The organism is Streptomyces atratus, from assembly GCF_040655115.1.
Classification (GTDB): Bacteria; Actinomycetota; Actinomycetes; order Streptomycetales; family Streptomycetaceae; genus Streptomyces; species Streptomyces atratus_D.
Window position 1 is genome coordinate 359,237 of record NZ_JBFAJH010000002.1, and the last position, 13,341, is coordinate 372,577.

Annotated in this window: 14 protein-coding genes; 6 read left to right on the forward strand and 8 right to left on the reverse strand. The window is 71.5% G+C overall.

Annotated elements, in window-relative coordinates; translation table 11 throughout:
- Window positions 1-102 precede the first annotated feature (102 nt).
- The 3 genes from AB0I23_RS04710 (at window position 103) to AB0I23_RS04720 (ending at window position 3,673) form a co-directional block, all read left to right on the forward strand.
- Window positions 103-807 (forward strand): DUF3017 domain-containing protein, encoded by a 705-nt coding sequence (locus tag AB0I23_RS04710; protein WP_436846873.1) that lies wholly within the window; start codon window positions 103-105, stop codon window positions 805-807.
- Window positions 808-972: 165 nt separating this feature from the next.
- Entirely contained in the window at window positions 973-2,193 is a 1,221-nt protein-coding gene (locus tag AB0I23_RS04715) for an NADP-dependent isocitrate dehydrogenase (RefSeq protein WP_359106776.1), read from the forward strand.
- A 490-nt stretch (window positions 2,194-2,683) separates the two neighbouring features.
- The gene (locus AB0I23_RS04720; RefSeq protein WP_359106778.1) at window positions 2,684-3,673 is read left to right on the forward strand and encodes a malate dehydrogenase; all 990 of its coding nucleotides are present in this window, start codon (window positions 2,684-2,686) and stop codon (window positions 3,671-3,673) included.
- A 203-nt stretch (window positions 3,674-3,876) separates the two neighbouring features.
- Here AB0I23_RS04720 and AB0I23_RS04725 read toward each other — a convergent pair whose 3' ends face one another.
- From AB0I23_RS04725 to AB0I23_RS04735, 3 genes are all read right to left on the reverse strand, one after another.
- Window positions 3,877-4,029: a hypothetical protein gene (locus AB0I23_RS04725; RefSeq protein WP_359106780.1), complete on the reverse strand. Its 153-nt coding sequence runs from the start codon at window positions 4,027-4,029 to the stop codon at window positions 3,877-3,879.
- A 123-nt stretch (window positions 4,030-4,152) separates the two neighbouring features.
- The gene (locus tag AB0I23_RS04730; protein WP_359106781.1) at window positions 4,153-4,881 is read right to left on the reverse strand and encodes an isocitrate lyase/PEP mutase family protein; all 729 of its coding nucleotides are present in this window, start codon (window positions 4,879-4,881) and stop codon (window positions 4,153-4,155) included.
- A 75-nt stretch (window positions 4,882-4,956) separates the two neighbouring features.
- Window positions 4,957-5,469 (reverse strand): carboxymuconolactone decarboxylase family protein, encoded by a 513-nt coding sequence (locus tag AB0I23_RS04735; RefSeq protein WP_359106783.1) that lies wholly within the window; start codon window positions 5,467-5,469, stop codon window positions 4,957-4,959.
- A gap of 47 nt (window positions 5,470-5,516) precedes the next feature.
- Between AB0I23_RS04735 and AB0I23_RS04740 the strand changes: the two genes are divergently transcribed.
- Window positions 5,517-6,920: a PLP-dependent aminotransferase family protein gene (locus tag AB0I23_RS04740; protein WP_359106785.1), complete on the forward strand. Its 1,404-nt coding sequence runs from the start codon at window positions 5,517-5,519 to the stop codon at window positions 6,918-6,920.
- 31 nt (window positions 6,921-6,951) lie between these two features.
- Here the strand turns inward: AB0I23_RS04740 and AB0I23_RS04745 are convergent, their stop codons facing one another.
- Entirely contained in the window at window positions 6,952-7,806 is an 855-nt protein-coding gene (locus AB0I23_RS04745) for a hypothetical protein (RefSeq protein ID WP_359106787.1), read from the reverse strand.
- 125 nt (window positions 7,807-7,931) lie between these two features.
- On the opposite strand from AB0I23_RS04745, the gene AB0I23_RS04750 reads away from it, so the two are divergent.
- A complete protein-coding gene (locus AB0I23_RS04750; protein WP_359106789.1) occupies window positions 7,932-8,207 on the forward strand; it encodes a hypothetical protein in 276 nt (91 codons plus the stop codon).
- 6 nt (window positions 8,208-8,213) lie between these two features.
- A complete protein-coding gene (locus AB0I23_RS04755; protein ID WP_359106791.1) occupies window positions 8,214-9,407 on the forward strand; it encodes a glutathionylspermidine synthase family protein in 1,194 nt (397 codons plus the stop codon).
- A 137-nt stretch (window positions 9,408-9,544) separates the two neighbouring features.
- On the opposite strand, the gene rocD is transcribed toward AB0I23_RS04755, so the two are convergent.
- The 4 genes from rocD to AB0I23_RS04775 form a co-directional block, all read right to left on the reverse strand.
- Window positions 9,545-10,750 carry an ornithine--oxo-acid transaminase gene (rocD, locus tag AB0I23_RS04760; protein WP_359106793.1) on the reverse strand — a complete coding sequence of 402 codons (1,206 nt, stop codon included), beginning with the start codon at window positions 10,748-10,750 and terminating at the stop codon, window positions 9,545-9,547.
- Window positions 10,751-10,862: 112 nt separating this feature from the next.
- Entirely contained in the window at window positions 10,863-11,660 is a 798-nt protein-coding gene (locus AB0I23_RS04765; protein WP_359106795.1) for a hypothetical protein, read from the reverse strand.
- 108 nt (window positions 11,661-11,768) lie between these two features.
- Complete coding sequence (locus tag AB0I23_RS04770) at window positions 11,769-12,590, reverse strand: hypothetical protein (RefSeq protein WP_359106797.1); 822 nt, start codon at window positions 12,588-12,590, stop codon at window positions 11,769-11,771.
- Window positions 12,587-13,138 carry an RNA polymerase sigma factor gene (locus AB0I23_RS04775; RefSeq protein ID WP_359106799.1) on the reverse strand — a complete coding sequence of 184 codons (552 nt, stop codon included), beginning with the start codon at window positions 13,136-13,138 and terminating at the stop codon, window positions 12,587-12,589. Before AB0I23_RS04775 ends, AB0I23_RS04770 begins: the two co-directional genes overlap by 4 nt.
- Window positions 13,139-13,341: the final 203 nt, after the last annotated feature.

Consider the following 13,341-nt stretch of genomic DNA (forward strand, 5'->3'; position numbering starts at 1 on the left):
GCGCCGCCGGGTGAGGGAGTGGCTGTGACGGAGACCTCCGGCGGGGCGGCTGGGGGCGACCGTGCCCGGGCGGGTCGGCCCGGCCCGGCGCGGGCGCGGGGCGTGGACGCAGGGCGGGACGGCGACCCGGGAAGCCGGTCGGCGGGCGGTTCCGGTGCGGACACGGGCTCGGCTTCCGGGTCCGATGAGGTCTCGGCTCCCGACTCCGATGCGGGATCGGGCTCAGGTCCCCGGGACGATGTGGCTCGCGGCGCGGATGCAGCCGCGGGCGCCGGTTCCGGCAGCAGTGTGCGCGGCTCCGACGGCGGTGAGCCGGACAGTGGAGCCGGGGGCGGGGGCTCCGACGACACCGGCTCGGACCGGGGCGCGGACGGCGCCGTCTCCGCCCCCGCCCCCGGTGGCGCCCCGCGCCGGTCGCGACGGTTCCCGTCGTTCACCCGGGACACCGCCCGTCCCGAGGGCGGCGGCCGGGCCGCGTCCGGGGACGCGCCCGCCCCGGCCCGTCAGTGGCCGCTGCTGGCGGTGCTGTGCACGGCCGGGATCGGACTGCTGATCGTCGCCCTGAACCCCTTCGCCGAGGCTTTCCGGATCGGCACGATACTGATCGGCGCGGCCCTCGTCGGGGGCGCCGTGCTCCGCTGCGTCGTCTCCTCGGTGGGCATGCTCGCGGTCCGTTCCCGCTTCACCGACCTGGTGACGTACGGACTCCTGGGGGTCCTGATCGTGATGCTCGCACTCGTGGCGCAGCCCAAGCCGTGGCTCGACCTCCCCTTCCTGGAGCACGCGGTCCGGTTCACGATCCGCTGACACCGCCGCCCGTGCGGCCCCACCGCGGCCCCCTCGCAACCGACAGGTGCGAGGGGGCCGCGGTTCTGTGCAGGGGGAGAAAACCGCCACCACATATCTCGATATCGAGTATCTTGGCATCGAGATAAATCGGCGGTCGAAGCGTGAGAGGAAGGTGTCCGCTCCATGGTCAAGATCAAGGTGGCCCGCCCCGTTGTCGAGCTCGACGGCGACGAGATGACCCGCATCATCTGGTCCTTCATCAAGGACAGGCTGATCCTGCCGTACCTCGATATCGAGCTGAAGTACTTCGACCTGGGCATCGAGCACCGCGACGCCACCGACGACCAGGTGACGGTCGGCGCCGCCCACGCCATCAAGAAGTACGGCGTCGGCATCAAGTGCGCCACGATCACGCCGGACGAGGAGCGGGTCGAGGAGTTCGGGCTCAAGGCGATGTACCGCTCGCCGAACGCCACCATTCGCAACATCCTCGGCGGCGTCGTCTTCCGCGAGCCGGTCATCATGAAGAACGTGCCGCGACTCGTTCCGGGCTGGACCAAGCCTGTCGTCGTCGGACGGCACGCCTTCGGCGACCAGTACCGCGCCACCGAACTGAGCATCCCGGGCCCGGGAACCCTCACCATGACCTACACGCCGAAGGACGGCTCCGATCCCGTCGAGGTCGAGGTCCACGAGTACCCGGCTGCCGGTGTCGCGCTGTCGATGTACAACCACGACGAGTCGATCCGCGACTTCGCGCGTGCCTCGTTCCGCTACGGACTGGCACGCGCCTACCCGGTGTACATGTCGACGAAGAACACCGTCCTCAAGACGTACGACGGCCGTTTCAAGGACATCTTCCAGGAGGTCTTCGACACCGAGTTCCGCACGGACTTCGCGCAGGCGGGTCTCACCTACGAGCACCGCCTGATCGACGACATGGTCGCCTCGGCGCTCAAGTGGGAGGGCGGCTACGTCTGGGCGTGCAAGAACTACGACGGCGACGTCCAGTCCGACGTCGTCGCGCAGGGTTTCGGCTCACTCGGCCTGATGACCTCGGTCCTGACGTCCCCCGACGGCAGGACCGTCGAGGCGGAGGCCGCGCACGGCTCGGTCACCCGTCACTACCGCCGGCACCGGCGCGGCGAGGCGACGTCGACCAACCCGATTGCGTCGATCTTCGCCTGGACCCGCGGACTCGCCCACCGCGGCAGGCTGGACGGCACGCCGGAGGTGGTCGCGTTCGCCGAAGCGCTGGAGCGGGTCTGCGTCGAGACCGTGGAAGGCGGTCGGATGACGAAGGATCTGGCGCGGCTGGTCTCCGCGGACGCCCCGTGGCTGACCACGGAGGAGTTTCTGGACGTGCTCGACGTGAACCTGCAGAAGGAGATCGCGTCGCTCTGACGGCTTCGCGCCGACTGCCCGCACGCCGATCTGTGGTGTCCGTCCCCTCCCCCGAGAAGGGACGGACACCCGAGGCCGGAGCCCACCGGAGCGCAGATGTCCCCGGAACGCGGCGACTCGAGCGGCCTTGCTCCGACCTGACGTCAGCTTTGTCGACGGGGTGTCAGGTATCAAGGGGTGCCAGGGGCCTGTGGCACGGAAGTGACCATTCCGCCACGGTGTGACCGCGGGGTCGGGTGCAGCGGCGCCGACTGCACGGGGCAGGGCCCGGAGGGCAGGGGGTGCGGCGGCCGGTCCGCGCGTACGGTCTCAGCGGGCGGGGCGGTGAGCGGTGAGTGACCGGCTGTGTGCGGTGCCACAGGGGGCCTGGCGGCCGGGAGGTCCCGGGTCGGATAGCCTGATCGCTGGATATCTCTTCACGTCAAGATTCAGGGGATATCCAGCACCAGGGGCAGGGACCCCCACCGCCAGCTGTCTAACGGAGATCGCCATGACCCGCACTCCCGTGAATGTCACCGTGACCGGCGCAGCCGGCCAGATCGGCTACGCGCTGCTCTTCCGCATCGCCTCCGGCCACCTGCTCGGCCCGGACGTGCCGGTCAACCTGCGCCTCCTGGAGATCCCGCAGGGGCTGAAGGCCGCCGAGGGCACCGCGATGGAGCTCGACGACTGTGCCTTCCCGCTGCTGCGCAACATCGAGATCACGGACGACGCCAACATCGGCTTCGCCGGTGCGAACGTCGCCCTGCTCGTCGGCGCCCGCCCGCGCACGAAGGGCATGGAGCGCGGCGACCTGCTCTCCGCCAACGGCGGCATCTTCAAGCCGCAGGGCAAGGCCATCAACGACAACGCCGCGGACGACATCAAGGTCCTCGTCGTCGGCAACCCGGCCAACACCAACGCGCTCATCGCGCAGGCCGCCGCCCCGGACGTACCGGCCGAGCGCTTCACCGCGATGACCCGTCTGGACCACAACCGCGCGATCTCGCAGCTGGCCGCCAAGACCGGTGCCGCCGTCTCCGACATCAAGAAGCTGACGATCTGGGGCAACCACTCGGCGACCCAGTACCCGGACGTCTTCCACGCGGAGATCGCGGGCAAGAACGCCGCCGAACTCGTCAACGACGAGGCGTGGCTGGCCGACACCTTCATCCCGACCGTCGCCAAGCGCGGCGCCGCGATCATCGAGGCCCGCGGCGCGTCCTCGGCCGCCTCGGCCGCCAACGCCGCCATCGACCACGTGTACACCTGGGTCAACGGCACCGCCCCCGGCGACTGGACCTCGATGGGTATCCCGTCGGACGGCTCCTACGGTGTGCCCGAGGGCCTCATCTCGTCCTTCCCGGTCACCACGAAGGACGGTAAGTACGAGATCGTCCAGGGCCTGGACATCAACGAGTTCTCCCGTGCGCGCATCGACGCGTCGGTGCAGGAGCTCACCGAGGAACGCGACGCGGTCCGCGAGCTCGGCCTGATCTGACCGTCCCGGATTCGGTCGTCCCCGGTCCTGTCCGTACGCCCTTCGCGTACCTCGCCGCCCCCGGCAGCCGTTGCTGCCGGGGGCGGCCGCGTATATGCGGACCGTACGCCCCGCCAGGGAAGTGATGCCGCCCCGAACCGGATCTGTGCGGGACGACCCCCGCGGCAGCTGGAGGACGGCTACCGGCGCGCGTACCGGGACTTCTACCGGTGGCCCAACATCTGGCGCGGCGCGTCCGCCCAGCCGGGCACGCACGAGCGGCTGCGGCACCTGGCGTACGCCGGCGGCTGGAAGAAGTCCGAACCCGCCTGGTACGCCCTGATCCGCTCCCGCAACGTGGTGCGGGCGGTGCCCATGCTGGAGCGGACTCCGGCGGACTCCGGCGGACTCCGGCGGACTCCGGCGGACTCCGGCGGCCTTCGGGGGCCGACAGGCCACGGCAGGCTCGCCCGGTTCGCAGTGATGCGCCGCGCGCCCGGCTAGTCGGCGTGCAGCCGCTCGGCCATCTCCCGTACGGCCGCCATGGCCCGGCGCTGCTGACCGGGGCCGAAGGTGATGCGGGTGGCGCCCAGCTCGCCGAGCCTGCGCGGGCTCGGTCCGTCCGGCAGCGCCAGTGCGTTGAGCGGGACCGGGACGGCGGCGGCCAGACGGGGAAGGGACTCGGGCGGCGCGGCGATCGGGTAGACGCAGTCCGCGCCGGCTGCCGCGTACAGCCGGGCGCGGGTGATCGTCTCCGCCTCCGGGTCCGTGCCGTCCGGGACGCGGCGTACGTACGTATCGACACGGGCGTTGACGAAGAGGTCATCGCCCGCCACCGCCCGCACCTCCGCCAGCCGGTCCGCCTGCCGCTGCGGGTCGAGGAGGGTGCCGTCCGCCGAGTCCTCCAGATTGCAGCCGACCGCGCCGACGTCCAGGAGACGCTCCACGAGCTCCTTCGGCGGCATCCCGTAACCGGCCTCGATGTCCGCCGACACGGGTACGGGGACGGCGCGCACGATCCGGGCGACGGCCGCGAACATCTCGGCGGCGGGAGTCGCCCCGTCCTCGTACCCGAGCGAGGCCGCGACCCCGGCGCTCGGGGTCGCGAGCGCCGGGAAGCCCGCGTCGGCGAAGACACGGGCACTGGCGGCGTCCCACGGGCCGGGGAGGACCAACGGGTCACCGGGGGCACGGCCGTGATGCAGCGCGCGGAAGACGGACACAGTCATCGCGGGGCTCCTGGGGTGGGGTGAACCGGCGAACCGGGGGCACGGCCCGGACCGGACCGAATCTGCGGATCCGGGTCAGTGCTTGCTGTCGCCGGGAGTGTAGTGACCGGGGACCATACGGGTGGTCACACCGAACCGGTTCCAGGCGTTGATCACCGTGATGGCGGCGATCAGCTGGGCCAGCTCGGCCTCCTCGAAATGCTCCGCGGCCTTCTCGTACACCTCGTCCGGCACGAAACCGTCGGTCAGGACCGTCACGGCCTCGGTCAGCTCGATCGCCGCGATCTCCTTCTCCGTATAGAAGTGCCGCGACTCCTCCCACGCGCCGAGCTGAATGATCCGCTCGATGGACTCGCCCGCCGCGAGCGCGTCCTTGGTGTGCATGTCGAGGCAGAACGCGCAGCGGTTCAGCTGTGAGGCGCGGACCTTCACCAGTTCGACGAGGACCGGGTCGAGGCCCTTACGGGACGCCGCGTCCAGCCGGACCATGGCCTTGTAGACATCGGGGGCGAGCTGGGCCCAGTGCAGGCGGGGGCTGTGCTCGGGCGCGTAGTCGGAGGTCGGGTGGGAGTGCTCGTTCGTGGTCACGGATACGACAGTACGGGGTGGATGGCGCACGGGTATGGTCCATTTCCATGACGGATCCCTGGGCCACTTTCGGAGCCGACCTGCACATCGACCCGACCGGTGCGGCAGGGCTGCGGGCCGGGCTGATGGACGCGCTGCGGGAGGCCGTACGGACCGGGCGGCTGGCCCCCGGAACCCGGTTGCCGTCCTCCCGCACACTCGCCGCCGATCTGGGCATCGCCCGGAACACCGTCGCCGACGCCTACGCCGAACTGGTCGCCGAGGGGTGGCTCACCGCCCGGCAGGGCTCCGGCACGAGGGTCGCACAGCGGGCCGAACCGCGCCCGGTGACCACGACGGCGCCGCGTTCCCGGCCGGTGAGCCGCCGACCCGCGTACAGCCTGGTGCCCGGCTCGCCGGACCTCTCCACGTTCCCACGAGCCGACTGGCTCAAGGCGGCCCGGCGCGCCCTGACCGCCGCGCCCAACGACGCCTTCGGATACGGCGATCCGCGCGGACGCATCGAGCTGCGCACCGTACTGGCCGGCTATCTGGCGCGGGCGCGCGGCGTGTACGCGGACCCGGAGCGGATCGTGATCTGTTCCGGCTTCGTCCATGGCCTGATGCTGCTGGGGAAGGTGCTGCGGCAGCGGCGGGTGCGCGAGGTGGCCGTCGAGTCGTACGGACTGGACATGCACTGGAAGCTGCTCGCTGACGCCGGCCTCCGCACCCCCTGCCTGCCGCTCGACGGACTCGGCTCCCGGACCGGGGAACTGGCCGGGATGCGTGGGGTGGGCGCGGTCCTGATGACGCCCGCGCACCAGTTCCCCACGGGGGTACCGCTCCATCCGGACCGGCGGGCCGCGGCGGTCGACTGGGCGCGCGGCACGGGCGGGCTGATTCTGGAGGACGACTACGACGGGGAGTTCCGCTACGACCGGCAGCCGGTCGGCGCCCTCCAGGGCCTCGACCCGGAACGGGTCGTCTACCTGGGAACGTCCAGCAAGTCCCTGGCACCCGGGCTGCGGCTGGCCTGGATGGTGCTCCCGCGGGGACTGGTGGGGGAGGTGGCCGAGGCCAAGGGTCAGGTCGACTGGGTGTCGAGCACGCTGGACCAGCTGACGCTCGCGGAGTTCATCGAGTCCGGTGCCTACGACCGCCATGTGCGCTCCATGCGGCTGCGCTACCGGCGCCGCCGTGACCAGCTCGTCGCGGCGCTCGCCGAACGTGCCCCCGCGCTCCGCGTCAGCGGGATCGCCGCCGGTCTGCACGCCGTGGTCGAACTCCCGGAAGGCACCGAGCGAGCGGTGATCCAGGCTGCTGCCTGGCAGGGCCTGGCACTGGAGGGCCTGGCCCGCTTCCGGCACATGGACGCGGAGGCGGGCAGCGACGCCTTGGTCATCAGCTACGGGGCACCGACCGACAGCGCCTGGGCAGGAACCCTGGAGGCGCTCTGCCGGGTGCTTCCGTAGGGGCGGGGAGACCGCGCCGGCGCAGTAGGTTCTACCGCGCACCCGGGACGGCCGGCTCGATGACGTCCGCGGGGGCCTCACCGAACCGGCTCAGCGCCAGCGCGCCTGCCACCGCCACCGCGAACCCGGTGACCGCCAGCCAGCCGAGGCCCTCGCGCGTACGGTCCCCGAGCCAGACGACGCCCACCAGCGCCGGGCCGATCGTCTCGCCGATCACCATGCCGGCGGTCGCCGTCGTCACCGAACCCCGCTGCAGCGCCGACGTGAGCAGCAGGAAGGCCGCACCTCCGCCCAACAGCAGCGCATACGTCGCCGGGTTGGCGACCAGCGCGGACGGCGAGACGTCGTCGATCAGCCGCACAGCGACCTCGACCACCCCGAAACCGCACCCCGCCCCCAGCCCCAGCACCAGTGCGCGCGACTTCTCCGGCAGTCGCCCGGCCGCCGCGCCGATCAGCAGGACACCCAGAGCGATACCGAGCATCGACCAGCGCAGGGTGGTCGAGCCGGTCCGATCGCCCTCGCCGCCGGAGGCGAGCCCCAGCATGGCGAGACCCGCGCAGACCACACCGACCGCGGCCCACTCGGTACGGCTCAGCCGCACGTGCAGCAGGCGCGCGGCGACCACGGCCGTCACCGCGAGACTCGCGGCGAGGGCGGCGCCCACCGCATAGATCGGCAGGGAGCGCAAGGCGATGATCTGGAGGACGAAACCGCAGCCGTCGAGGGCGAGTCCGGCGAGGTAACGCCACTGCCGCACGGCGCGCAGCAACAGCGCCGGATCGACCCCCGCACCGGACCCCGGCCCGGCGGCGGCCCGTGCGGCGACGGCCTGGAGGACGGAAGCCGTGCCGAAGCAGACCGCGGATCCGAGTGCGCAGATCATCCCAAGAAGCACAGGAGGACTCTACGTGGGCGGTTCTGTCCCACCGGGTTCCGGCCGAATCCAGCAGCCCTCTAATCTGACACATGTTCCTACGGCGTGAATCGGACAACGGGGGAGACGGAAACATGGCCAAGCGCAGGTTGAGGTCGAGCACGGTGGTGCTCGGTTCCATGGGCGTTCTCGCCGCGGCGATCACCTCCTGTGGTTCGGAGCCGGACAAACGATGCGTGGACCCGGTCACCCACTCCAAGCTGCCGAGCTACGAGTGCAAGAACAGCAGCGGCAAGGGTGACTACTACTACGGCGGCACCTCCAAGGGCGGCACCGTGCAGGGCGGCAGTTTCAACAAGTCCGCCGTCGACCGCGGCGGCTTCGGCTGCTCCGGTACGGGCGGCGGCTGACCGGTCGTGGAACGCTGCACCACACAACCGCGCCCCGGCTGGCAGGAGACGGTCGAGGAGCAGGGGATCGTCTACCCACTGACCCGCCACCCGGACGGATCCCTGCGCCCGTACTGGGACGAGAGTGCCTACTACGTCTTCTCGCTGCCCGAGGTCGAGGCACTGGAGAACGTCGTCGAGGAACTCCACACCATGTGTCTGGCCGCCGCCGCGCACATCGTCGACCGGGACCGCTTCGCCGAGCTCGGCATCACCGACCGCCGACTGGCCGCCCTGATCACCGAATCCTGGCAGCGCCGCGCCGAACTGCCGTCCTTGTACGGCCGGTTCGACCTGCGCTACGACGGGACCGGCCCGGCGAAGATGCTGGAGTACAACGCCGACACCCCCACCTCGCTCGTTGAGGCAGCCGGCGCCCAGTGGTTCTGGATGGAGGACCGCTTCCCGGACGCCGACCAGTGGAACTCCCTTCATGAGCGTCTCGTCGCCGCATGGCGGCGGCAGGCCGCACTGCTGCCGCCGGGGCCGCTGCACTTCGCCCACTCCGAAGGAGACGAACTGGGCGAGGACCTGATGACGGTCGCGTATCTGCGCGAGACCGCCGAACAGGCCGGGATCGACACCGAGGCACTCTCCGTCGAACAGATCGGCTGGGACCGGCTGACCGGGCGGTTCGTCGACGAGCGGCTCCGCTTCATCCGGAGCTGCTTCAAGCTGTACCCGTGGGAGTGGCTGACGACCGACCGCTTCGGTCCGCATGTCCTGGACACCCTCGACAACGGTGGCGGAACCGGCACCACCTGCTGGATCGAGCCCGCCTGGAAGATGCTCCTCTCCAACAAGGCGCTGCTGGCCGTCCTCTGGGAGCTCTTTCCCGGCCACCCGAATCTGCTGCCCTCCTATCTCGACGGCCCCCGCGAACTGGCCGCGGACGGAAAGGGCAGCCGTGGCTATGTCGCCAAACCGTTGCTCGGCCGCGAAGGCGCCGGTGTCACGATTCACGAACCGGGGAGCCCCGCTTCGATACGGGACGAGCCGTGCTGCTACCAGGAGTTGGCGCCCCTGCCGGACTTCGACGGCAATCGGACGGTGCTCGGTGCCTGGGTCGTCGAGGACGAGGCGGCGGGCCTGGGCATCCGGGAATCGGCGGGGCTGGTCACGGACGAGTACGCCCGCTTCCTGCCCCACGTCATCCTCTAGCGCGGTGCCGGACGGGGGCCGGGGGGATCGTCAGGAGTCGACCGAGTCGTCCGGCGACCGCCTTGCCCGCAATCGCCCGACGGGCCCGCCGGCCGGGTTCGCTCCGAGCGCCGGCCGGGGGCGGCACACGCGTCCCGTCAGCCGCGCAACACCTCCCGGAGTTGCTCCAGGCCCCAGTCCAGGTCCTCCTTGCTGATCACCAGCGGTGGGGCGATCCGGATCGTCGAACCGTGGGTGTCCTTGACCAGCACCCGGCGGTCCATCAGCTTCTCGGAGATCTCCCGTCCTGTGCCGTGGCTCGGGACGATGTCCACGCCCGCCCACAGCCCGCGGCCCCGCACGGCCTCCACGGCGCCGCCGCCCACCAGGAGCCCCAGCTCCTGATGGAGATGGTCGCCCAACTCCGTGGCCCGTTGCTGGAATTCACCAGTACGCAGCATCGCGATGACTTCCAGTGCGACTGCGCAGGCGAGCGGATTCCCACCGAACGTCGAACCGTGCTCACCGGGCCGGTAGACCCCCAGCACCTCGGCCGACGAGACGACGGCCGACACCGGGACCACACCGCCGCCCAGCGCCTTGCCGAGCACGTACATGTCCGGCACGACGCCCTCGTGCTCACAGGCGAAGGTCTTGCCCGTCCGGCCCAGACCCGACTGGATCTCGTCCGCGATGAACAGCACATTCCGCTCTCGGGTCAGCTCGCGCACCCCGGGGATATAGCCGGGCGGCGGCACCAGCACCCCCGCCTCGCCCTGGATCGGCTCCAACAGCACCGCCACGGTGTTCTCGGTCATCGCCGCACGGAGCGCGGTGAGGTCCCCGTACGGCACGATCTCGAACCCGGGCGTGTACGGGCCGAAGTCCGCCCGCGCCTCCTGGTCCGTGGAGAAGCTGATGATGGTCGTCGTCCGGCCGTGGAAGTTGTTCGAGGCGACGATGATCTTCGCCATGCCGTCCGGGACGTTCTTGACCCGGTAGCCCCACTTACGGGCGGTCTTCACCGCCGTCTCCACGGCCTCCGCCCCCGTGTTCATCGGCAGCACCATCTCCATGCCGCACAACTCGGCGAGCTGCGTGCAGAAATCGGCGAACCGGTCGTGGTGGAAGGCGCGCGAGGTCAGGGTCACCCGGTCCAGCTGCGCCTTGGCGGCCTCGATCAGACGCCGGTTGCCATGGCCGAAGTTGAGCGCAGAATAGCCCGCGAGCATGTCAAGGTACCGCCGGCCCTCGACGTCGGTCATCCAGGCGCCGTCCGCCGAGGCGACGACGACCGGAAGCGGATGGTAGTTGTGCGCGCTGTGCGCCTCGGCGGAGGCGATGGCAGTTTCCGTGGTCGACACGGGATCTCCGTTCGTCGTGCGGCGTGGGCTGGGGGGATGCCCACTTTGTATCGTCGGTCGGATCCTTGGGGAGGAAACCTTCAATCCACGGCGCGCCCGTGCGTTTGCGCAGTCAGAGGTCGAGGAGTTCCTGCCGTGGGCCGCTCTCCCGGCCGTACCGGCCCCCGCCCCCGCCTCGACGGGCCGCCAGCGACCGCAGGGCCAGGGCGAGCGCCGCCCCTGCCACCAGCCCGGGTACGGCCCACCACACACCGTCGAAGCGGTCGGACGAGCCGGGGGCCCCGGCCGCCGCCGGGGCAGCGGACGCGGAGGCGGCGGGCCGCAGTGCCGGTGCGGGGCCAGCCGCGCGGTCCTCCCACGGCTGCGGGAACAGCGCCCCGTACGCCGCCTCGCTGTTCTTCTTCCCCAGCAGCCCGAGCTGCTTGAACAGCGCGGCCAGCTCCGTCGGCTTCTTCGCCCGGTGCCAGTACCCGCGGTAGGTATAGGGAACTTCGGAGGCCGTGTGTATCCAGACCGTGTCCGGATCGTCGCCGGGGAAGACGCGGTCGGTCCGCATCGGCTCCAGGTCATGGACCATCCAGGTCACATTGATCTGCCGGGTCCCCACCGCCCCGTCCAGGCTCTGGGGCTGCTTCTTGGCGCCGTCGCTCGCGGGGCCCAGCAGCGCCCTCAGCCTGGCATACCTGGGATCCGAGACGGAGAGCGCGGTCGCCTCCCCGCTGTCCGGTGACGTGACCAGTACCGACGTCGGCCCGCCCGCCGACGCACCCGGCGCGAAACAGAGGCTCAGCCCGCACACCGCCGCCACCGCCACGGCCAGCCGTGGCAGAAAAAGGAAGTGGCCCACCGGCCGTCGGGTGGATCGAACGCCGGGCCGCCGTCCCGTGACCCGGCCTCCTGGCTTTCGCATGATGTCCCCCTTGCGCTGCCCGGTACGGACCGCCCGTACCGTGTCACCTCTGGTACACCGCCCGAGCCCCGCAGGTTCCCCTCCCGGGCCGACCGGTTTTCCGGACCGTCAGAGCGCGGAACCGGCGACCGAGCGGGCCCGTTCCCGCGATGCCACGCCTTCCAGTCGCAGTGTCAACCGCCCGTCCTCCACCCACAACAGGGTCGGTCCGGCAGTCCGCTGGGACCGTGACCACCGCACGCCGTCCTCGTCGACCATGCCGAACCGCAGCACATGCGGCCTCGCGAACCACAGACCGTCCACGGCGCCGCCGCGGCCGTCGGCCACCTTCAGCCACTCCGGCTGTTCCCGCACCTGCTTGGTGAAGTACGGATCGAGCGGCGCCGCGAACTCGTCGAGCCGTATCGTCCGCCCCTCCTCCTGCCAGCACAGCGTGACCATCCACCGGCCCTCCGGCAGCCCCGTCACGGACACCGCGTCCGGCGCACCGAGCGCCCTGGGCACGACCGGGCGGAAGCCCGACCGCCGCGCCGCCTCCGCCGTCGTCACCGGGGTCCCGCAGCCCGGCACCGGCGCGCCCGGCCGCTCGGGGGCCGGCGCGGACGGGTCGTACCGCACGTCCACCCCGCCGAAGCCGATCCAGTCGGCGACCGCCGCCCGCACCGTGGGTGTCAGCACCAGCACGACCAGGAGCCCCGAGAGCGCCGCGGCCAGCAGACGGGCCCGCCGACGGGTCCACGCCCCGGCCCGCTCCAGCCGACTCGGGGGTTCCGGCACGGGCACCGGGACTGCCTCGGCGACGATCTGCGCCAGCACCCGCTCGGCCATCGTCAGCCCGCCGCCCTCCGGCTCCGGGACCTCCATCCCGCGCCCCAGCGCCAGCAGCTCCGCCCGCAAGCGCGCCCGGTCCGGATCATTCACACCCGTCACCCCACGTCACCCCCTCCCACCCCGGCCCTGAGCTTCTTCTCCAGTTTCTTCAGCGCACGGTTCAGCCGGGACTTCACCGTCCCCCGCGGCCAGCCCAGCGTCTGAGCCGTCTCCGCCTCGTCCAGCTCCAGCAGATAGCGGTAGGTGACGACCTGCCGCTGCTCCTCGCTCAGCTCGTCCAGCGCGGCTATCAGCAGCGTCCACCGCTCCTTCGCGAGCGCCGCCACCGCGGGATCCGCCGACTCCGGTATCACCGGCTCGGAGCCCCACAGCACCGCCTCGCGCGCGGCCACCGCCCGCGCCCGGCCCGCCGACCGCAGTGTGTTCCTCGTCTCATTCACGACGATCCGCAGCAGCCACGGCCGGAACGCCGCGCCTTCCCGGAATCGCCCGAGCGACTGATAGGCCTTGAAGAACGCGGACTGCACCACATCCTCCGCGTCGGCCCCCGCCCCGAAGGCGACCGCAGCCCGCAACGCGACGCCCGTGTGGGCGCGCACCAGCTGCGCGTATGCCTCCGCCTCTCCGGCGCGCACACGAGCGATCACCGCGGCCTCGTCCCCTGCCGGCGCCGCTTCCGGCGCCTCGGCAGGAGCCCGGGTCCGCTGTTCGGCCCGCCCCTCGGCCTGCCCTCCGGCACACCCGAGAGCGCGGTCCGCACCCTCGTCCTCGACGGCGCGGCCCCCCTCCCGACCCCTTTGCAGGGCCCCCTCCTGCGTCCTCACACCTTTCATACACCGGCTGCCGGAGA

Excerpts from the sequence above, each read along its gene's own strand:
- AB0I23_RS04715 (WP_359106776.1), top strand. The coding sequence starts at position 973 with ATGGTCAAGATCAAGGTGGCCCGCCCCGTTGTCGAGCTCGACGGCGAC.
- AB0I23_RS04720 (WP_359106778.1), top strand. The coding sequence starts at position 2,684 with ATGACCCGCACTCCCGTGAATGTCACCGTGACCGGCGCAGCCGGCCAG.
- AB0I23_RS04725 (WP_359106780.1), bottom strand. The coding sequence starts at position 4,029 with ATGGGCACCGCCCGCACCACGTTGCGGGAGCGGATCAGGGCGTACCAG.
- AB0I23_RS04730 (WP_359106781.1), bottom strand. The coding sequence starts at position 4,881 with ATGACTGTGTCCGTCTTCCGCGCGCTGCATCACGGCCGTGCCCCCGGT.
- AB0I23_RS04740 (WP_359106785.1), top strand. The coding sequence starts at position 5,517 with ATGACGGATCCCTGGGCCACTTTCGGAGCCGACCTGCACATCGACCCG.
- AB0I23_RS04745 (WP_359106787.1), bottom strand. The coding sequence starts at position 7,806 with ATGATCTGCGCACTCGGATCCGCGGTCTGCTTCGGCACGGCTTCCGTC.
- AB0I23_RS04750 (WP_359106789.1), top strand. The coding sequence starts at position 7,932 with ATGGCCAAGCGCAGGTTGAGGTCGAGCACGGTGGTGCTCGGTTCCATG.
- AB0I23_RS04765 (WP_359106795.1), bottom strand. The coding sequence starts at position 11,660 with ATGCGAAAGCCAGGAGGCCGGGTCACGGGACGGCGGCCCGGCGTTCGA.